At 65.1% G+C, this 19,148-nt stretch carries 16 protein-coding genes and 1 tRNA gene; 14 read left to right on the forward strand and 3 right to left on the reverse strand.

The features are described 5' to 3' along the window. Positions 1 to 156 precede the first annotated feature (156 nt). The 12 genes from ACT535_RS06975 (at position 157) to ACT535_RS07030 (ending at position 14,460) form a co-directional block, all read left to right on the forward strand. On the forward strand, positions 157 to 1,383 hold the full coding sequence (locus ACT535_RS06975; protein WP_476363811.1) for an AAA family ATPase: 1,227 nt from the start codon (positions 157 to 159) through the stop codon (positions 1,381 to 1,383). 84 nt (positions 1,384 to 1,467) lie between these two features. Beyond that, complete coding sequence (locus ACT535_RS06980) at positions 1,468 to 1,935, forward strand: hypothetical protein (RefSeq protein WP_476363812.1); 468 nt, start codon at positions 1,468 to 1,470, stop codon at positions 1,933 to 1,935. Positions 1,936 to 2,549: 614 nt separating this feature from the next. Beyond that, the gene (locus ACT535_RS06985) at positions 2,550 to 3,236 is read left to right on the forward strand and encodes a hypothetical protein (protein WP_476363813.1); all 687 of its coding nucleotides are present in this window, start codon (positions 2,550 to 2,552) and stop codon (positions 3,234 to 3,236) included. Further along, on the forward strand, positions 3,223 to 3,861 hold the full coding sequence (locus ACT535_RS06990; RefSeq protein WP_476363814.1) for a hypothetical protein: 639 nt from the start codon (positions 3,223 to 3,225) through the stop codon (positions 3,859 to 3,861). Before ACT535_RS06985 ends, ACT535_RS06990 begins: the two co-directional genes overlap by 14 nt. Further along, on the forward strand, positions 3,858 to 4,226 hold the full coding sequence (locus tag ACT535_RS06995) for a phage tail assembly protein (RefSeq protein WP_476363815.1): 369 nt from the start codon (positions 3,858 to 3,860) through the stop codon (positions 4,224 to 4,226). Before ACT535_RS06990 ends, ACT535_RS06995 begins: the two co-directional genes overlap by 4 nt. Before the next feature lie 22 nt (positions 4,227 to 4,248). Then, on the forward strand, positions 4,249 to 6,549 hold the full coding sequence (locus ACT535_RS07000) for a phage tail tape measure protein (protein WP_476363816.1): 2,301 nt from the start codon (positions 4,249 to 4,251) through the stop codon (positions 6,547 to 6,549). Between the two features lie 44 nt (positions 6,550 to 6,593). Then, positions 6,594 to 7,763, forward strand: a complete 1,170-nt coding sequence (locus ACT535_RS07005) for a phage major capsid protein (protein WP_476363817.1) — start codon at positions 6,594 to 6,596, stop codon at positions 7,761 to 7,763. Positions 7,764 to 7,800: 37 nt separating this feature from the next. Continuing rightward, positions 7,801 to 8,517, forward strand: a complete 717-nt coding sequence (locus ACT535_RS07010) for a hypothetical protein (protein ID WP_476363818.1) — start codon at positions 7,801 to 7,803, stop codon at positions 8,515 to 8,517. A 310-nt stretch (positions 8,518 to 8,827) separates the two neighbouring features. Continuing rightward, complete coding sequence (locus ACT535_RS07015; protein ID WP_476363819.1) at positions 8,828 to 9,562, forward strand: DUF7662 domain-containing protein; 735 nt, start codon at positions 8,828 to 8,830, stop codon at positions 9,560 to 9,562. Next, positions 9,468 to 10,298 (forward strand): hypothetical protein, encoded by an 831-nt coding sequence (locus ACT535_RS07020; RefSeq protein ID WP_476363820.1) that lies wholly within the window; start codon positions 9,468 to 9,470, stop codon positions 10,296 to 10,298. The genes ACT535_RS07015 and ACT535_RS07020 overlap by 95 nt, the downstream gene beginning before the upstream one ends. A 170-nt stretch (positions 10,299 to 10,468) precedes the next feature. Beyond that, positions 10,469 to 10,930, forward strand: a complete 462-nt coding sequence (locus tag ACT535_RS07025) for a hypothetical protein (protein ID WP_476363821.1) — start codon at positions 10,469 to 10,471, stop codon at positions 10,928 to 10,930. Between the two features lie 161 nt (positions 10,931 to 11,091). Beyond that, complete coding sequence (locus tag ACT535_RS07030; RefSeq protein ID WP_476363822.1) at positions 11,092 to 14,460, forward strand: PIN domain-containing protein; 3,369 nt, start codon at positions 11,092 to 11,094, stop codon at positions 14,458 to 14,460. 15 nt (positions 14,461 to 14,475) lie between these two features. Here the strand turns inward: ACT535_RS07030 and ACT535_RS07035 are convergent, their stop codons facing one another. The 3 genes from ACT535_RS07035 to ACT535_RS07045 form a co-directional block, all read right to left on the reverse strand. After that, positions 14,476 to 14,733, reverse strand: coding sequence for a hypothetical protein (locus ACT535_RS07035; protein ID WP_476363823.1), 258 nt, complete (start codon positions 14,731 to 14,733; stop codon positions 14,476 to 14,478). Positions 14,734 to 14,938: 205 nt separating this feature from the next. After that, positions 14,939 to 15,015: transfer RNA gene (locus tag ACT535_RS07040), tRNA-Arg, on the reverse strand. Between the two features lie 175 nt (positions 15,016 to 15,190). Beyond that, positions 15,191 to 15,865, reverse strand: a complete 675-nt coding sequence (locus tag ACT535_RS07045; protein ID WP_168459851.1) for a GntR family transcriptional regulator — start codon at positions 15,863 to 15,865, stop codon at positions 15,191 to 15,193. Between the two features lie 304 nt (positions 15,866 to 16,169). On the opposite strand from ACT535_RS07045, the gene ACT535_RS07050 reads away from it, so the two are divergent. Together ACT535_RS07050 and ACT535_RS07055 are read left to right on the forward strand one after the other, a co-directional pair. Then, positions 16,170 to 17,540, forward strand: coding sequence for a malonyl-CoA decarboxylase (locus ACT535_RS07050; RefSeq protein WP_476363824.1), 1,371 nt, complete (start codon positions 16,170 to 16,172; stop codon positions 17,538 to 17,540). Positions 17,541 to 17,600: 60 nt separating this feature from the next. Beyond that, positions 17,601 to 19,130: a malonate--CoA ligase gene (locus ACT535_RS07055; RefSeq protein WP_476363825.1), complete on the forward strand. Its 1,530-nt coding sequence runs from the start codon at positions 17,601 to 17,603 to the stop codon at positions 19,128 to 19,130. Positions 19,131 to 19,148: the final 18 nt, after the last annotated feature.

Genomic DNA, 19,148 nt, shown 5'->3' on the forward strand with positions numbered 1-19,148 from the left:
GATCTGCCGCGGTGCCCTGGTCGAAGTCGGGCGCTACCGCACCCGCCGCGCGGCCATCACTGCCGCCTCAACATCTACCCGCGCGCCTCTGAGCGGGCACCATCCAGAACCGAAACCGCGAGGGCTTCGTGCCCGCGCGCGGCGACAGGCTGCACGATGAAACTCAACCTAAGAGGTCTCGACGATCCTCCACGGCCACCGCCGAGCTGGTTGGTGGACGGGGTGCTGCCGGCGACGGGACTCGTCACGATTGCCGGGCCGCCCGGCTGCGGGAAATCCCTCGCCAGCGCGGGCCTCGCCCTGGCGGTGGCCGGCGGCGGGCAATGGCTCGGTCGGGCGACGCGGCAAGGCGGCGTGCTTTACGTCAGCGCCGAGGCCGCAGACAGCACCGAGGCCCGCATTCGTGCCTTGGTTTCAACGGCCACGGACCCAAGTCCACCGGTCGTATTCGCAAGGGGAGATATCGACCTTCTCGACAAGGGAGCTGCATCAGACATCTGCACCGCAGTAGATGCGGCCGAACATCGGCTGCGGCAGAGGTTGAAGCTGATCGTTATCGACGCGCTTGGCAGCGCGACACGAGGGGCTGACGAAAACAGTTCTAGGGACATGGGCCGCGCGCTCGGCGCACTGCTGAAGGTCGCCGCAGAAAAGCACCTGCTCGTCGTCCTCATCGCCCATGTCGCAAAGGCAGGCGATGACCTGCGGGTGCGCGGTAACGGCTGCATCCTCGCCGATGTCGACGCTCACCTCGCGGTCACAGGGGGAGACGCGACAAAGACCCTGATGGTTTTGAAGCAACGCGACGGCGATCCCGGCCTGAAGATCAGGTTTCGCATCACCGCCGACGCCGGCCCCCTTCGGGCCGAGCTCGCCTTTGGCAAGGAAGGCGCTGCATCGGCGCCGCGCCCACCGCGCGGCGATGTGCTGACCGCCCTTGAGGTGCTTCGGGTGGAACTCGGCGGCAGCGCAGCGGTCGAGGCGTGGCGAGCAGCGACCGTCGAGAAATTCGGGGACCGGAAGGAAGGGGCAATCCGAGGCGCTTGGCACCGGGCCGTGACCGAACTTGCAGAGCGGCGCCTCATTCAAGTCGAAGGGTCCCGCGTTAGCGTTACGAGTGCGTTAGACGACGTTAGAATTTCGCTTACCTCTAACGCGGGCAGCAGCGGCGCAGCGTTATGCGAAAGCGTTACACATTCCCCCCCTTATAAGGGGGGATGTAACGCGCGTAACGCGCCGACGCCCGAAGAGGCGCCACCCCCTCAACAGCCCCTGAGCGTTACGAAATCCGACATTGCCGTGGATGCGCGTCCTGGCGCGCCGCCGCCCGCGCCTGCGGGCGACGGACGGCGCGCCCGGCGACGGTCATCGAGGAACGGTTGATCGGGCCGCTTCTGCCCATCCCCTCCATTTGTCCTCGGCACAAGACCCAAAGTGCAACACCCCCCAAGATGAAGGAGAGCACGCATGGATGATTACGATCCCAGCGAGGCCAAGGTGAGCAGTCTCGTTAATCGACATGGGGCAGTTCGACTCGGGCTAATTCTTGCCCTCGTCGACTTAGAAAAGCCGGCAGTCTTCGAATTGCTCGACCACATGGTCGACAAGGGGGCCATTCGCGATATCGGCGAGCACTGGTTTGCCGCCCCGGTCCCTCCGATTCCTCCTGCAAGCCGGCGGCCGATCGATCGGTCGCTACCGGCAACTCCCTTCGAGCGTCACGTCGAGCACGATGTAGGCCTCCTGCTCTGGGATGCCCACGAGGATGGGATCGACATCGGTCGGGTCGCCCATTGTCTCGACATCTCGGCCCACGCCGTCCGCTGCTCCTTGCGGTGCCTGGAGGGAGACGGCTTCGTGGTCCAAGCCGACCCCGATCGCTACCGCTTCAGCCCGGTAGGCCTCCGGCATTTCGCGCGCGGCGAACTTTTCTGACCCCAGCAGCCCGTCCGGCCGCGCCTGTGGCGCGCGGACCGGCGGGCGGACAGCTTCAAAGGGCGTGTCTGATGACCAGAGCATCGAGGTTGAGCGCGTCGGAGCGGCGGTGGGCCTATGCCATCCTTCGTCGCGGAGGTCGTGGGGGTGTGGCGGTGGCCTCTATAGCCGAACAGATCGGACGGCGGCAGGCAGCGACACGCAACGCGCTGCTCGTCATCGTTGCCGATGGGCTCCTGACCATCTCCGGTCCCGACAGAGTCGCCTTGACCGTTGAGGGGGCGGCGCTGCCTGACCTCTGCCGCCAGGATTGGTGACGCGGGCGCGCCCGGCGCGCGGCCCGCGCGGCGAGCGATCGTCGGCGCGCAGGACTGGGGGCGGGCGGCCCTTGCCCCTCCCCCTGCCGGCGGGGCGCGGCGGGCGTAGGCGGCCCCCTCAGGCGGGCGGGGGCAGCGGCGGGGGGGGGGGCCGAGGGTACGGGGGCCAAGGTACTTCCCAAGCCCCCCGCCCCATGCGGGCGCGCCGCCCGCGGCTTTTGGGCGTTTTTCCGAATTTCGAATCCGCGGTTCGGTTTTCCCCGACGCATTTGAAAATCCAACCTCACGGAGGCATGATTGCATCCCTGCAAGACCTATCTGACGCGCGCATGCTGCGCCGATGGCCCCGGCTCATCGCGGCTGATGCTCGAACCGGCCGAGATGCCGGCGGGCACCGTCGCGCCCGAATGGGGCGGCCCGGTTGAGGGAACGGAGGAGCTTCCCGAACTTCCATGGCGCGAGAAAACGATGTTGCACGAAGCGTCGCACGCGGTTCTCGGCGCGTTGGCGGGCGCCCGCGTCGAAGCCGTTCAAGTCGCCGGCTCTGGTCTTTGCTCGTTCGCGCCGGGCAGCCTGAACGAGCTGTCGACCATCCGGCGCGCGATGGTCGTCGCCGCAGGCTGGGTTGCTGTGGGCCGTCGTCCGTATTGGGCCGATATCGCCGACGACGAGGAGCTGAAGGAGCACGCATCTGCGGTCCGCCGCGGCAGCTTTGGACGCTGCGACCGCTGTCAAGTTTTTTTGCTTTTGTTCATCGAATGCGGGCTCGAAGCCAGTGACCAAAGGCTATTGACGCTGTATCGTTCTGTGGAATCGAAAACAAAGACAGTGTTTGAGCGGCCAGATGTTTGGTCCGCCGTTTCCGAAATCGTGGATCATTTGTGGATACACGGCGTAATTAGCGGAAACACTGTCCATCAAATCGTTGAGCGGCATGTGCCGCGGGGCTTGATCCAACTTGGAGACTTCGATGTCAGTGCTTGATGTCCTCTCGAAACTGCGGGGCGCCAAAAAGGCGCCGAGCGCGTCCGAACTCGAAGCCGCGCTGAAGCGGATCGACATCGGCGCGCTTGGCGAGCAGGTGCTCGCCGCTGAGCGATCCCGCCGCGACGCGCTGCTGAGCGGGGCACCGGACGCCGAAGTCGCCAAGCTCGAACTCGCCCTGGCGAAGGCGCGCACCGAGTTGGAGCGCGGGCAGATCGCCGCCGATCACCTCGCGGTGCAGGTTGCCGAAGCCCGCGAGCAGGAGACCGAGGCGGCACTCGACCGTGACCTTGCCGCCATCCGGGTCGAGGCCCAGGCGACCGGAAGGCGACTGGCAGAGGAATACGAGGCCGCCGCAAGTGCGATCGCCGCCGCGCTCGCTGCTGCTGATGCTGCGGAGGCGCGCGTGGCCGATCTGAACGCCCGGCTCCGAGCCGCCGGTCGGCACGACGACCTCGTTGCCGGCCCAGTCGAACGTGCGTTCCCGCCGCTCGGCTCCCACGTTTCGCGACCCGACGTTCACGCGAGCATCTCGCTGCCGCCCCTTGGAACATTCACCGGTCTCGGCGAAGCGCTCGACGCCTACCGCTTGCTCGGTATCGCGCCCATGGAGGCTGCGGAATGACCGCCCCCGCGGCCTTCACCTTCTGGCTCGGGCACCCGATCGAAGTAGACAGCACTACCGTCACTTCGCTCACCCTTCGCCCGCCCTGCGCCGGCGATGTGCTCGCCTGTCAGAAGCAGTTCGAAGACCTCGGCAGGCTGGGGCAGACCATCAGCGCATCCACCACCCTGGCGCTTGCTCTGCTCGCTCGTCTTGAACCGCGAGGAGCGGCGCTGATCGATCAGCTCGAGGTCACCGATCTCCTTCAGGCGGCCAACGCTGCCGTGGGCGAAGGTGGCGTTTTCCACGCCGATTTGGCCCGCGCGATCAACCTCGCCGGAGCGCTGCACCGAACCCAGCCCTCGCGCCGCAGTCGGCGGCACTGACGACTGACGAAGGAAGCCGCCCATGCCGAACCTGACATCTCAACTCATCGTCCGCCTCATCGACGGCGTTTCCGGCCCGGCCAAGGGCGCGGCGGCGGCGCTGCGCGGTATCGGCGCGGCGGCGAAGGGCATCAATCTAGCGGGGATGCAGGCGGGCCTCGCAAGTCGCATCGAGGCGAACAATCGCGCCCTCGATGCGACGCGCGGCAAGCTGCTCGATGCGGTGGCCGGCTTCTACACCCTGCGGGCCGCGCTCGGCGCGCCGATCAGCGCCGCGATGAATTTCGAGACGCTGATGGAAGACCTCGGCCAGAAGGCCGATCTTTCCGGCGCCCCGCTCACCGCGCTTGGCCGGCAAATCCGAGACATGGGCCGGGCGACAAACCTCGGCGCGATGGATATGGGGCGGGCCATCGACGCCATGGTCGGCCTCGGCCTGGGCGCCAATGACGCGCTCGCGATCGGTCCCGCAGTCGCCAAGGTGGCGGTGGCCTATCGGGCCGCAGCCGAGGATGTCGGCAAGGCCGGCGTGGCCGCCCTTCAGAACTTGAAAGTGCCCGCCGGCCAGATGATGGCCGCCTTCGACGCGATGGCGAAGTCGGGCAAGGAGGGCGCGTTCGAGCTGCGCGATATGGCGCAGTACTTCCCGTCCCTGGCGGCGCAGGCACAAAACCTCGGCATCGTCGGGGTGAAGGGCGTCGCGGACCTCGCCGCCGCTCTTCAGATCACGCGGCGCGGCGCGGGCGATGCCGCTGAGGCGGCAACGAACCTGCGCAACGTTATGCAGAAGATCGAGAGCCCCGCGACCCGGAAGAAGTTCAAGGGGTTCGGGATCGACATTTCCAAGGAACTTGCGGCGGGCGCGAAGAAGGGCATCTCGCCCATTGAGACCATCGCGCTTGCGACCCAGCGCGCGATGAAGAAGGGCGCCAAGCTGAGCGACCTGTTCGAGGATGCGCAGGTGCAGCTGGGCATGCTCGCCCTGATGCAGAACATCGAGGAATATCGCCGCATCCGCGCCGAGGCCCTTAAGGCGACCGGCATGGTCGAGGAGGATTTCGCCCGCCGCACGAAGACAGCGGCGTCGGCGACAGCGCGGTTCAAAGCCAGCGTCGAGAACCTGAACATCGCGCTGGGGTCCGCGCTGCTCCCCGCCCTGACACAGATCACCGACGCCCTCGGCCCGTATGCGAACAAGATCGCGGATGTCGCCGAAGCGCACCCGGCCGCCGCCCGCGGCATCGTCGGCATCGCCGCCGGGCTGATGGGCCTGCGTGTGGTCAGCATCGCAACGCGATACGCCTTCCTGCTCATGAAGGGCGGCCTGCTTCAGGTCGCGAAGGGGGCGCTCCTTGTAGTGGCGCCCTTCAGCAAGATGGCGAAGGCGGCCGGCGGCGCCATCACCTTGCAGCGCGCCCTCGCGGCGATGAACGGCGTCAAGCTCGGGCTCTTCGGCACGCTCGCCACCGGCCTGCGCGGGATGGTCTCGGCGCTGCCGCTGATCGGCGGCGCGCTCGTCGGCATCACGGCGCCGGTGGCGGCCGGCATCGCTGCGGTGGTCGCGGTGATCGCGGGCGGGGTGGTGCTGATCTACAAATATTGGGATCGCATCGCCTCAGTTTTCCGCGGGGTCGGCCGGCGCCTGGGCGAGGCTCTCGGGCCGGTCGTCGAGCCGATCCGCGCGCGCATTCAGCCCTTGCTCGACTGGGTGGGCAGTCTCGGCTCATGGATCGGCGAGAAGCTCGGCGGCCTGTGGGATGTGATCGCCTCGTGGCTCAAGCCGGAGCGGCTCGGCGCCGACCAGAAGGCCGCATGGGAGGCGGTCGGCTACCAGTGGATGGACGGGCTGATCGGCGCCGTGAAATCGAAGCTCGACGAGCTTGTCGCATGGTTCGCCGCGCTGCCGGGCCGGATCATGTCGGCGATCGGCAGCATCGACATCTCCAGCAAGATCAGGATGCCGAGCCTGGGCGGGCTGCTCGGCGGCGGGGGCGGCGGCAGCTCGGCCACCGACCCGATGGGCAACGCGACCGGGGGCACGCCGCCCGTTGCCGGCGCCCGCGCGGCGGGCGGCCCGGTCTCGCGCGGCCGATCTTACATCGTCGGCGAGCGCGGCCCCGAGCTGTTCACGCCCGGCGCCTCCGGCGGGATCACCCCGAACCATGCGCTCGGCGGCGGCCCGGTGAACGTCACCGTCACCATGACGGTGCATGCCGGCGGGATCACGAACGCCGACGAGCTCCTTCGCCGCGGCGCCGCCCGCCTGGGCGACGAGGTGCGGACTGCCCTTCGCGGCCTTCAGGCGGATTACGGAGTCGCCTGACGCTGCCCCTCCAACCGACCACGACAATTCGAAAGGCCCCCACGATGCCCGCTGAAGTTCTGACCACCCCCCGCCCCGCCGTCCACGCCGGCCCTGCCAACGCAACCCGGCGTGCGGCCGCCATCGAGAACGCCATCCAGCACCGTGCCGATCCGGCAGCCGTACCGCTCACCGACGATGGCCGCGACTTCCGCGCGCTGTCGCTGATCGAACTGGCGCGCGACTGCCTCGAAGCCGATGGCATCCGAACGGCCGGCCTCGCCCGTACCCAACTTGCCGACCGCGTGTTCGCCGTTTCGGCGGAACGCGCGGCCAGCGGCCTTCAGAGCAGCTCCGATTTCCCCACGCTGCTCGCCAACGTTGCCGGCAAAGCGCTTCGCGCCGGCTACGAGGCCCTGCCGCAGACCTTCCGTCCCATTGTCCGCGAGACGACGGTGCCGGACTTCAAACCCATCAGCCGCGCCCAGCTTGGCGAGGCGCCCGCCCTTGAGCCGGTCGGCGAAGGTGGGGAGTTCCGGCGCGGCGCCATGGTTGAGGGTGGCGAAACGTACAGGGTGGCGACCTTCGGCAAGATTATCGGGATCACGCGCCAGACGCTCGTGAATGATGATCTCGAAGCCCTCACCCGCCTGCCCCGCGCCATGGGTGTGCAGGCGGCGAATCTCGAATCGGACGTGGTTTGGGCGCAGATCATGGCGAACCCCGCGATGGCGGATGGGAAGGCGCTCTTCCACGCTGACCACGGCAATCTCGGGTCCGGCGTCATCAGCATCGACGCGCTCTCGACTGCCCGCGCTGCGATGGCCTTGCAGTCTGGCCTCGACGGCCGAACGATCCTGAACCTGAAGCCTGCCTTCCTGATCGTGTCATCCGCGCGGGCAACCGCCGCCGAACAAATCCTCGGTCCCCTGCGGCCGGCGAAGTTCGACGATCTCGTCCCCGAAAGCCTGCGGAGCATCGTTCCTATTGTCGAACCGCGGCTCGACATCGGGATCAGCCGCTATGGATTCGCGGGAGCACCGGCCCCCTGGTATCTCGCCGCCTCGCCGGCGCAGATCGACCTCGTGGAGTTGGCCTATTTGGAAGGGCACCGCGGCGTCTTCACTGAGACGCGCGTCGGGTTCGAGGTCGACGGGATCGAGGTGAAATGCCGGCTCGATGTGGGCGCGAAGGCCCTCGACTGGCGCGGCCTCTGGAAGAGCAGCGGAAGCTGACCGCCGCCCGACCAACGCTGCACGACAGGAGCACCCGATGGCCCCGACGACCAAGACAAGCCCCGGCCCAGCCGAGCAGGCCGAGAAGACCGCCAAGGCGGCCCGGCCCCTCCCTGCGGTTCAAGCCGGCATGATCTCGAAAGCGAACGCGCTGAAGCTGCTCGGGTGCGAGCCCGTCGCGCTGAAGCGCGCGCGGCGGCTCGGCTACGTTCCCGACCCCGACCATTACGGGCGCTTTGCCGCCGGCCCGCTGATTGCCGGTTGGAGCCGTTACCTCCAAAGCGGAAAGCTGATGATCGAGGAGGCCGGCGACCTCATCGGCCGCAGCGCGCCTTGGGTCGGCCGCCTCATCCGCGAAGGCTTCATCGCGAAGCAGCCGGATGGCAGCGTGCTCCGCGAAGATGTTCTCCAAGGCTATGCGAAGTGGCTTCAGGACGACGCGCGCCGGATCAGCCGTTCGGCCGAGGAGGCGCAGTGGCGCGGCGCGAAAGCGCGGAAGGTGGAGATGGAAACCGCCGTCATGGACGAGCGCACCATCGAGACCGCCGAGGCTGAGAAAGTGCTGACCGGCATGGTCGACATCTTCCGGGCCGAGATGGCGAGCTTGCCGGCGAGCGTCGCGGCGGACCCGGCGATGCGGGAGGCGGTGGCTGCCGCCGCCGCCGAAATCATCCAGCGCGCCAAGCAGCGCCTCGGCGACCGCCTCGCAGCCGTGAAGCGCCGGGCGGTTGTAGCACCGGCGGCCCGCGCCTGAGGCCCATGTCGATTTTCCCGACCGCGCGGTAGGCCCCGCGGTCGGCAGGTTCACCCCCATCGCCTCCGAGCAGTCTCAACAGCCCCCGTTGCCGGGCTGGTAACATCAAGCTGCATCCCGAGCCCGGAGGCGACGGCATAGACGGGAAATGCAGCCGGCAGCACCTGCGCAGGATGGGCGCGCGAGGAGGGGGCGGTCTTTCGTGGCCGTCCCCTTTTCGTGCCTGGCGAGCCCGCGCCGCCCATCTCCGACCGTTCGGCCCGGGCAAGCCGGCCGTGACGATTGTCGGTGGCGCCGGTAGGCTGCCAGGATGAATTCCAAATACGCCGCGCTGGCGCAGCATCTCCAAGCTCAAACCGATGATCTCGTCACGCTCGGATTTTCCGAGATCGAGGCTATCCTTGGCTTCTCACTGCCCCCGAGCGCGCGACAGCACGGCCCATGGTGGTCAAACGCGAGCAGCAACGCAGTATGGGTCTCTGCGGGGTGGCAGAGCGAGGGAAGGGATATGCGCGCCGAGAAGGTCAGCTTCCGGCGACGTCCGCCGGGGGAGCGAGCTGTCCCGGCGAAGGGCGAATCACTTGCTCGCCGGCCTGCCTTCGACGGAGCGTCCCTGGTCGTGTCGGACTTCTCCCCCTTCGGCGACATTGCCGTTCGATTCAGGTGGCGACACCTTGGCTCCGTGATACGGGGCGAGGACGACAAGCTCGTATTTCCGGCCGCTCCGAAGACGCCGGGCATCTATCGGATGCGGGTCGGGGGCCGAATCTACATCGGCGAAGCCGTCAACCTGCGGCGGCGGTTCGGCAATTACCGGCGGCCAGGCCCGACACAGCAGACCAGCCTCCGCATCAATGCCCTTCTGCGGGAGGCGCTTGCCGCAGGGGCAGCCATCCTACTCGACCTCGCATCCGACGACATAATCCTCAGCGTCGCGGGTGTGGAGTCGAGTGCTGATCTGTCGAACAAGGCGGTCAGGCGGCTCGCAGAACAAGCCGCTATCGTCGCTCACGGCGGTATCGACGTGGAACTGCTCAACCGCTGACATTCCGCTGGCTCCGTTTGCGGCCTCATGGCTGGTGGCGAGCACGCCGATCGGAGCCGTCATGATGCCCCAGCGCCCTCATCCCGCCGACGCTTTCAACGCCGCGATCGCCGCCGCCGCGGTGGAGTGGACGGCGCATATGCCGACCGGGGATCGGCCCACCGAGCGGTTCACCGACCGCTCGGCTGCTGAAGCCGCCGCCCTGCGCCTTGCTACCCGCTTCCGCCGGCCCGCGCTGCTCTATGCCGTGGACGCCGCCGGCCGCAGCGCCCTGACGGCCACGATCAACCCGGAGAAGGAGAACGTCGTGCCGAAGGCCCCGAAGCCCGCCACCGCCCGCGCCACGAAGGCACAGGCCCCCAAGAAGGCGCCGACGCCTGCCAAGGCCGCGAAGCCCGTCGCCGCGCGCCGAGCCGCGCCGGCCGCCGCAGCCGCCCAAGCGGAGCCCGAGAAACCCGCCCCGAAGGCCCTGGCACCCAAGCCCACCGGCAAGCGCGCGGCGGCCCTCGAAGCTGCCCAGCGCGGCGAGATGCCGGCGGCGCCGGACTTCAGCGCGCCCACCCACGCCCGCTTCCGCAAGAAGCTTGCCGAGGTGGTCGCCCTCGCAAAGGCCGGCGACATCGAAGGGCTGCGAGCCTTCACGATCAATCCGATCTCAACGAGCCCGAAGGCGATCGACCGCTATCGGTCTCTCTGTATCGTGGCGCTTAAGGACGCGAGTAGACCAAAATCCTGAGCCCCGAAGCCGGAGTGCGGCTTTTTAGGCCTGTCCCAGCGTGGTTCGCGCACGTCGGAAACGACTGCGGAGTGTACCGAGGTATGGCTACATCCTCAGCCAGGGCCGTGTTATTGCCGTCCCCCTCAACTTTGCCGTTTAATAGCGCGATTCGTGATCCGGGGGATTGAATGCCTGAACCTCTTACCGTCACCGCTCTACTTTATCTTGGCGCCACCATTGTAGGCTCGGAAGCGGTCAAGGAGGCCACTAAGGACGCCTACAGAAAAATCAAAGAAAAGGTCCAAGAAGTCTTCGGCACCAGAGCGTCGACGGCTCTTGCCAAGATCGAAAATCCAGCGACCGCGGAGGAAGGGCGCAAAGAGCTGGATCGGTCGATTGGAGACAGGCTTAGTCCCGATGAAGCCGCTCAGCTTCAGCCTTTTGTCGAAGCACTTGTGCAGGCAATGAAGGCTGACGAGGTGGCGAGCAAATCCTTCCATTCCCGTATCGGATTGGACATCGAAGCCGGCGGGAATGCCATCATCAGGGACATCCAAGGTTCGCGCGAACTCGCTGCAAAGGTGAGGGCCGCCAACGACGTCACTATCGAGAATATCCGGATGGACACCGGGAGAGACCCGGGAAAATAGCCGGCGCGCTCGCAGGTCCGAACAGCGCGCCGGTTACCAATACGGATCGAGAAGCCGCGGTCGTCACAATAGAGGCGCACGCTGCGAGAGACGTCCTTATCAACTATGGGCCCAATGAAGTCCAGATCGCGGAATTAATCTATAGACGTCTTGAGGCACGCTTGCTGCTGCGGGACGGCGACGATCGCGGCAATGTTCTTCCCCACGAACAGGTTCTTTCCGACCAGCTGGATAAGCTTCGCGATGGCGCGAGAAATTTCGATCCCAGCTCGAATTTGAGACTGTTCCAAAATTTCTTAGAGAGCCTACCGACCGACGCAAGCGCGACCATTCGGTTCCGTGCAAAGGCCAATCTCGGCCTCCAGTATCTCGCCGCCGGTGACTCATCTGAAGCCGTCCGATGGCTGAACGAAGCATGTGACGAGGCGCCCGCTGATTCTCGTGCGATCACAAACCGCGCCTTGGCAATGTGGCTTGGCGGCGATCCTGAGGGAGCCTATCGTTTCGGTCGGGCACAGCTTGCCCTCGATCCGACCAACGAGGCTCTCGCGTCCTATCTGCCTCAGTTTGCGGTGATGGTTCCGTCTGTCACCGATGGTCTTGATGGTATTCCCGAGGAGCTTCAGAGCAAAGAATCCGTAACGGTAGCGCAGGGCATATTCCTCAGCGCGCGCGATATTCGACCCACATGGTGGGAATGGGTTAGAGACGCCACGTCACGCTTTCCGGACTCAGAGCAGATTAAAGTGCTCGTCGCATTGTCCCATGTAGACGAAATATCCCGCGACGAGCGGGTCCAAATAACTCAAATAATCGGAGGAAATCAAAGGGAGTTACTTATAGCCGCCGCGGCCGTGCTCGATTCTGACTGGAAGAGTCGGCCCTGGTTATTGAAAAATCGATACGACGATGCAGCACATACGTTGTCGGGAGCGATGGTTGCCTATCGACTCCTCAACGATCATGAGCGTGCGCTCACGTGCGCCCGGCGTGTAGCTGACGAGGCCCTCACTTCTCCCGACGTCTTAAAGAATGCTGTGATGATCTCTTTGAGCTATGGAGAGGTCGAATTGGCCCGGCGGCTTATAAGCTTAGCTCCGGACGATCCAGATCTTGCCTTCCAGGCGGGGATTATTGCGCTTGAGAACGGGACTTGGGCGGAAGCCGCCGCTCTGTTTGGAAGGGCAAGAGTCCCGGACAGCGAAAAGGGGGTCGTAGAAGCAGCGATTATGCTGGCACCGATAAAGGATGCTGGCCGGCCGGCAGATGGAAGCTCCCCCGACTCGAAACGCCTGTACGAGCTCATTGATGCGACTCGCAGCAGTCCACGCGGGCTTGTCCTCGTGGCTCACGCCGCAGCCGATCTTGGATTGAGCACTGTTGCCAATAAGGCGTTCGAAGCCGCGCTAGCCGCAGTCCCGGCGGATTGCAGCCTCGCGACACGGCTCATGATCTCAAGTTACGCTGAAAGATCGGACTCGCATGAGACCATCATCCAGGTTCTAGACGGCCATCTACCATTCGAAGGTTTCGAGCGCGAACACGAGCGTCTAGCAATCGCGCACGCCAATGCGCGTCCGCATCGCCAAAGGAATTTGGCATATTTTGACCGGTTACCTGCCACGGTGCGCGAGTATAGGGGCGTGGCTCGTGCTCACGCGAGCCTTCTTTTGAATGTTGGAAATATTTCAGAAGCACTCATTTTGCTTCGCAATCTGCACGCAGATGATCCGGCAGACGCTTTCGTGGCATTACTTTTTGTTGACGCACTACAGCGTTCGCAAAAGCAAGCGGAAGCAAGAGATGTTCTTGGCCGCCTTGACCTTTCCAGATTAAGGGGTGCCGCAGAGCATCGGATGGCCCTTGCGCAATTAGTTCTTCGCGAGGGCGACGCAGATCGTGCCTACCGTGCAGCATACGATCTCGTTCGCCAAAATCCTCAAAATGCCTCGGTTGCCCTCGGATATGCAGCGTTGGCGCCGCTCATGCCCGAGCGCAGCAATTTTTTTAAAGTTGATGCCGTTTGCGCGGGGACGTTTGTGTCGATTAAGGGTGCGGAGGGCGGCAGGCAGGAGTTCGTAATCGACGAAGGCGGTGACTTTTTTGGAATTTCAGTCTTCTCACCCATATCGGCTACGGCTGCTCGCGTATTGGGCCTGCGCAATGGCGATACTTTCGAGCTATCGAAGCTCGGGTTTGATGACGAAAAATGGACAGTAATTCAGGTCGCTAGCAAATACATTTATCTATATAATCGTATTATTGAAGAATTCGAAACACGTTTTCCTGATAAACCGGGCATTGCTCGATTTAACGTTGGGGATGATGACATTTCGAATGTTCTTGAGATGGTGCGCAGGACCGCAGAGCAAAATGAGAAAAATGTACAGGCCTATTTGGAAAAAAACATTCCGCTTGGAGTTGCTGCTAGGGCTGTCGGGGGGAATTTCGTAAATTTTGCTCAACATGTTCGACAGCTCGGCGGTCGCATCATTACTTGCGGGGGAACTGCCGAGGAGCGCATGCATGCGGATAGGATGGCTCTTCGGTTCAAGAAAAAAGGCGCGGTTCTCGACCTCTATACTGCGTGGGTGGCGGCCGAACTAGGGGTGTTGCCCGCGATCAAAACATGGTTTGGCAGCCTAAAAACTCCTGCCTCAACCATTGGAACGATCGATCGGATGATCGAACGAGAGAATGAGGGGCGCGGGCGAGAGCAGTTAAGTCTCGCTTGGCGTGACGGAGAATTTTTTCGCACTGAAGTCACTGACGAGATGCGTGACCTCAACATTTCAGCGATCCGGTCTGTAAGAGGGATCATACTCGATAACGTTGATGTAGTAGCCGTCCTCCTGCCTGACGAGATGTCGGACGCTGCGGAAATGAGCCTGCAAATAGCAGGTAATCAATTTCTTGACGCTGCATTTCTTGCGCTGAATTCTGGCGCAATTCTTTTGTCGGATGATATGCGGTACCGCGCGTGGTCATCTGCAGCAGTTGGTTGCGACGGGATTTGGTTACAGGTCGCCATTCTAGCTGCAACTGGTGTTGGTTTGGTTTCGCCCTCTGAATATGGAAGGGCGGTTGTGGGTTTGGCATCACGTGCGCACGATACAATCGCGCTAAGCGGACCCCTGCTTTACCAAATCGCACTTGATGATCGCGATGGATTTCCTGGCCTTCAGGCAGCTCTCCGCTTCCTCTCTGGCCCTAAAGCTGAGATCGGCTCTCATGCCGCCGTGTTCGACGCGTTCCTGAGGCTTCTTTGGCCGCCTGACGCCGCCATTCCGCCGATCAAGACCATGGCGGCGACAGGTCTCGGTTTGGAGGCCTTCATTGCGGGCCGGAAGCAAGATTGGATCCTTCTGCTGAAAGACATCGTGCGTAGGAGCGCGGGAAAGCCTGGGTTCGGTCCATACCTCGCCACATGGCTGCGGGGGCACTTTCTTATGGACGCCGTGTTCGCGCCGGTCGACACACCAAAGGCGACGGGCAAAGGCAAGGCAAAAAGCAAGGGCAAAGGAGCGTAACGCTGAACCGATGCCTCAAGCCGCAGCGATGCGCTCAACGTCTTGTCGGATGTTTTCTACTGCCTTGGTCAGGCGGCAATCCATGTATGGGTCCGAATCGCCGAGCAGGGAGCTGACCACTTCGAGCTTCGCCGCCACCGCCTGAAGGTCGGCGGCCGGCGCCGCCCAGATCGCGCGCGCCAGGGCATCTGCCCGTTCGGTCCTTAGGCCCACGCCCTCGGGGGCGCGGTCGTCCCGCAGGCTGCGCCATTCTGCGACAAGATTGCTCACCATCGATCCGCTCCGCCGAGGAAGCCCAAGGACAGGCGATTTGCATGCTAGGGGCGAGCGCAGGCCGTTTCCCATCGATGCGTGCGCAGCCTGGGGCGCTTGGGCGCGCCTTGTGGGTCCGTGGGTCCGTAGTGGGTCCGCGCCCCTTTCCTGCCGCCAGCGACTGCTAATCGCCCTGCGCTAACTGACTGCGATTTCAAGGGAAATTTGGCGCACCCGGCACGATTCGAACGTGCGGCCTTTGCCTTCGGAGGGCAACGCTCTATCCAGCTGAGCTACGGGTGCGTGGCGCAGGAGCGGGTTTCTTTTATCGGAAGGTTTGCGGCCCGGCAACAGGGGATGGGGCGGTGTCCACGGGTGCTTCGGGAGGGCCGCGGATGGCACCGGAGCGGGATGGAGCCGGCCGGAACGTTGGCAAATGGCGTCCCGGGCGGCATGGGGTCGAAGGTCATCAAAGCCATCAGCCGGCGTCCTCCAGCGCCTCCGATTCGGCCTGGAGGGCGGCCAGCAGGGTCATGAAGCGCTCGCCCTGCACCAGCACGTGGGCTCTCAGGCGCTCGGCGGCGAGGGGGCCGTCGCCGGCGAGCAGGGCATCGACGATGCCCTGGTGCTCGGCGAACGAGGCTTCCACCCGGCGCGGCACCTTGAGCTGGAGGCGGCGATAGGGCTGGAGCCCGCGCTGCAAGCGCAGCGCCTCCCCCGCCAGAACCCGGTTGCCGGTGGCGGCATAGATGGCGGCATGGAAACGGGCGTTGGCGGGGTAATAGGCCTCCTCGTCGCCGGCGGCCGCGGCGATGCGGCAGGTCTCGTGCGCCTCCGAAATCGCCTCCCGATCGGAGGGACCCATACGCTGCACGGCGAGCCGTCCGCAGGAGGCCTCGATCTCGGCCATCAACTCGAAGGATTCGATGAGTTCGCGCGGGCCCAGCAGCACCACGAAGGCGCCCCGGCGGGGGCGGATTTCCACCAAGCCGGACGACGAAAGCTGGATCAGCGCCTCGCGGATGGGTGTGCGTGACACGCCGAACCGCTCGGCGAGGCCCACCTCATCGAGCCGCTGCCCGGGCTTCAGCCGGCCGGCGACGATATCGTCCTCCAGCGCCTCCCTGAGCCTCGGCGTCTGCTCTCCCCGCACGACGGCGCTCCTTGCGAACTCCCCGGCATCAGAAAGCCGAGTCCCAGCATTCAATGCAAGAGAGAAAATCTTGCATACATGAATGTTGACAAAAAATGCAGTTGGATTTCTATTGCCGACAGACGCCGCGGGGATCCTGAAAGATGCCACATCTCGATACCGGAGCGCCACTTTTGCCCCAGACCGCAGGCGGGATCACCCGAAAGAGAACGGCCTGCCCCGGCTCCATGGGCTTGCCTTCGTGGCGGGCGCGCCGTCCCATGACGGCAGGGATATCCGGCATCGGGGCTGGTGGAGTGCGGCGATGACTTCCAACGCGTCCTTCTTCGGCGATCTTCTCACCACCATCGCGGATCGTGGCCGCGCCCTTCTGGATCGCAACGCCCGCGTCTCCGGCGCCACCAAGGCGGCGACGCTGGTGGAGCGGTGCGAGCAGCTTCTCTCCGGTCGCGGCGAGGCCTCGGGCGTGGCACTCGCCACCGACATCCTCGATCGCTACGCCCGCATGAAGACCGGCGAGCGCATCGCCTTCTTCGAGGCGCTCGCTGAGACCTTCGGGCCGGACCGCGCCCGGCTCGACGCCGCCATCGCCAGCTACGGGCGCACCGGATCGGATGCGGCGGCCGCCGAACTCCACCTCGCCAGTGAGCCCCGCCGGCAGGAGCTGTTCCGCCGCTTCAACATGGCCGCCGGCGCGACGCTCTCCCTCGTCCGCATGCGCGAGCATCTGATGGACGCCATGGTGCTCCGGCGTGACCTCGCCGCCGTGGATCGCGATTTCGGCCATCTGTTCTCGTCCTGGTTCAACCGGGGGTTCCTCGTGCTGCGACGCATCGACTGGTCGACGCCCGCCAACGTGCTGGAGAAGATCATCCGCTACGAGGCGGTGCATGCCATCCGCGACTGGAACGACCTGCGCGCGCGCGTCGACAGCCCGGACCGGCGCTGCTACGCCTTCTTCCATCCGGCATTGGTGGATGAGCCGCTGATCTTCGTGGAAGTGGCGCTCACCAAGGACATTCCCGGCGCCATCGCCCCGGTGCTGGATCAGTCACGCGAGCTGCTGGAGCCGGAGAAGGCCACCACGGCCGTCTTCTATTCCATCTCCAACTGCCAGCGCGGGCTCGGCGGCGTCTCGTTCGGCAATTTCCTCATCAAGCAGGTGGTGGAGGAGATTTCCCGCGAGATTCCCTCCCTCACCACCTTCGTCACCCTCTCCCCCGTCCCCGGCTTCCGCGCGTGGCTCGACGGCGAGCGCAAGGCCGAGACGCCGGCCGCCCTCACTCCCGCCGACAAGGAGACGCTCAAGGCGCTCGATACGCCGGACTGGGCGGAGAAGGCGGATGTGCGCGAGGCGCTGACGCCGGTGCTGTGCGCCGCCGCGGCCTATTATTTCCTGGTTGCCCGCACCTCTAAGGGCAAGCCGGTGGACCCAGTGGCCCGCTTCCACCTCGGCAACGGCGCGCGGCTGGAGAAGATCAATCCCATGGGCGACCTCTCGGCCAAGGGCATCGCCCAGGCGGCAGGGCTCATGGTGAACTACCGCTATGTCCTCACCGACATCGAGAAGAACCACGAGGCCTTCGCCGGCAAGGGCGAGGTGGTCGCGAGCCCGGCGGTGAAGAAGCTGCTGCGGGCGGATGCGGGCGCCCGCGCGCTGGTCCCGGTCTCCTGATCCACCGGTTTGCAAAGCTGCCCGACACGGTATCGGCACTGCCGCCAACGAGACGAAGACATGACCGAGAACTATCTCTTCAGCGCCATCCGCGCCGCCATTCCGGGAAAAGACAAGCCCCTCGCCCGCCTCATCGACGGGACGGTGGAGACCTATGGCGACGCCCTCGCCCTTTCCGCCCGCCTCGCCAATCTCCTGGTCGCGCGCGGCGTGAAGCCCGGTGACCGGGTGGCGGTGCAGGTGGAGAAATCCTGGCCCGCCCTCGCGCTTTATCTCGGGGCGATCCGCGCGGGGGCGGTCTATCTCCCGCTCAACACGGCCTATACGCTGAACGAGATCGAGTATTTCCTCTCCGACGCCGAGCCCGCGGTGTTCGTGTGCCGGCCGGAGATCGAAGAGGATGCGCGTGCGCTCGCCGCCCGTCTCGGCGTCGGCGCGGTGGAGACGCTCGGCACCGACGGCAAGGGCTCGCTGACCGAGGCCGCAGCGACCTTCCCCGACACGTTCGAGGACGTGGCGCGCGGGCCGGAAGACCTTGGCGGCATCCTCTACACCTCGGGCACCACGGGCCGTGCCAAGGGCGCCATGCTCTCCCACGCCAACCTGCTCTCCAATGCGCGGACGCTGAAGGAATACTGGCGCTTCACGGCGGAGGACGTGCTGCTGCACGCACTGCCGATCTTCCACACCCACGGCCTGTTCGTCGCCTCCAACATCGTCCTTCTGGCGGGCGCGAGCATGGAGTTCCGCTCCAAGTTCGATCCGAAGGAGGCCATCGCCCTCATGTCGGCGGGCGCGGTGACGACCCTTATGGGCGTGCCCACCTTCTACACCCGCCTGCTCGACCAGCCCGGCCTCACGCGGGAGGCGACGAAGGGCATGCGCCTGTTCGTCTCCGGCTCCGCGCCGCTGCTCGCCGAGACCCACCGCGCCTTCGAGGAGCGGACCGGCCACGCCATCCTCGAGCGCTACGGCATGACCGAGACGGGCATGAACACCTCCAACCCCTATGACGGCGCGCGCATCGCCGGCACGGTGGGCTATCCCCTGCCCGGCATCAGCGTGCGCGTCACCGATCCAGAGACCGGCGCGGTGCTGCCCACAGGCGAGATCGGCATGATCGAGGTTCAGGGGCCGAACGTGTTCAAGGGCTACTGGCGGATGCCGGAGAAGACCGCCACGGAATTCCGGGACGGCTTCTTCATCACCGGCGACCTCGGCAAGATCGATGACAAGGGCTACGTCCACATCGTCGGGCGCGGCAAGGATCTCGTCATCACCGGCGGCTTCAACGTCTATCCCAAGGAAGTCGAAGGCGAGATCGACGCCATCCCCGGCGTCGTCGAAAGCGCGGTCATCGGCGTGCCCCACCCGGATTTCGGCGAGGGCGTCACCGCCGTCATCGTCGCCCAGAAGGATGCGACGCTGACGGAGGATGCCGTGCATCGGGCCCTTGAAAATCGTCTTGCCAAGTTCAAGCAGCCGAAGCGCGTTTTCTTCGTCTCCGAGCTGCCGCGCAACACCATGGGCAAGGTGCAGAAGAATATTCTTCGGGACACCTACAAGGACATCTATCGTAACGTCGCCTGACAAAGGGGACCGCGCCGC

The organism is Xanthobacter sp. DMC12, from assembly GCF_056314105.1.

Bases quoted from the DNA above. Each gene is read 5' to 3' on its own strand.
- ACT535_RS06990 (WP_476363814.1), top strand. From the start codon at position 3,223: ATGTCAGTGCTTGATGTCCTCTCGAAACTGCGGGGCGCCAAAAAGGCG.
- ACT535_RS07000 (WP_476363816.1), top strand. From the start codon at position 4,249: ATGCCGAACCTGACATCTCAACTCATCGTCCGCCTCATCGACGGCGTT.
- ACT535_RS07010 (WP_476363818.1), top strand. From the start codon at position 7,801: ATGGCCCCGACGACCAAGACAAGCCCCGGCCCAGCCGAGCAGGCCGAG.
- ACT535_RS07015 (WP_476363819.1), top strand. From the start codon at position 8,828: ATGAATTCCAAATACGCCGCGCTGGCGCAGCATCTCCAAGCTCAAACC.
- ACT535_RS07035 (WP_476363823.1), bottom strand. From the start codon at position 14,733: ATGGTGAGCAATCTTGTCGCAGAATGGCGCAGCCTGCGGGACGACCGC.
- ACT535_RS06995 (WP_476363815.1), top strand. From the start codon at position 3,858: ATGACCGCCCCCGCGGCCTTCACCTTCTGGCTCGGGCACCCGATCGAA.
- ACT535_RS07055 (WP_476363825.1), top strand. From the start codon at position 17,601: ATGACCGAGAACTATCTCTTCAGCGCCATCCGCGCCGCCATTCCGGGA.
- ACT535_RS07050 (WP_476363824.1), top strand. From the start codon at position 16,170: ATGACTTCCAACGCGTCCTTCTTCGGCGATCTTCTCACCACCATCGCG.
- ACT535_RS06975 (WP_476363811.1), top strand. From the start codon at position 157: ATGAAACTCAACCTAAGAGGTCTCGACGATCCTCCACGGCCACCGCCG.
- ACT535_RS07025 (WP_476363821.1), top strand. From the start codon at position 10,469: ATGCCTGAACCTCTTACCGTCACCGCTCTACTTTATCTTGGCGCCACC.
- ACT535_RS07005 (WP_476363817.1), top strand. From the start codon at position 6,594: ATGCCCGCTGAAGTTCTGACCACCCCCCGCCCCGCCGTCCACGCCGGC.
- ACT535_RS06980 (WP_476363812.1), top strand. From the start codon at position 1,468: ATGGATGATTACGATCCCAGCGAGGCCAAGGTGAGCAGTCTCGTTAAT.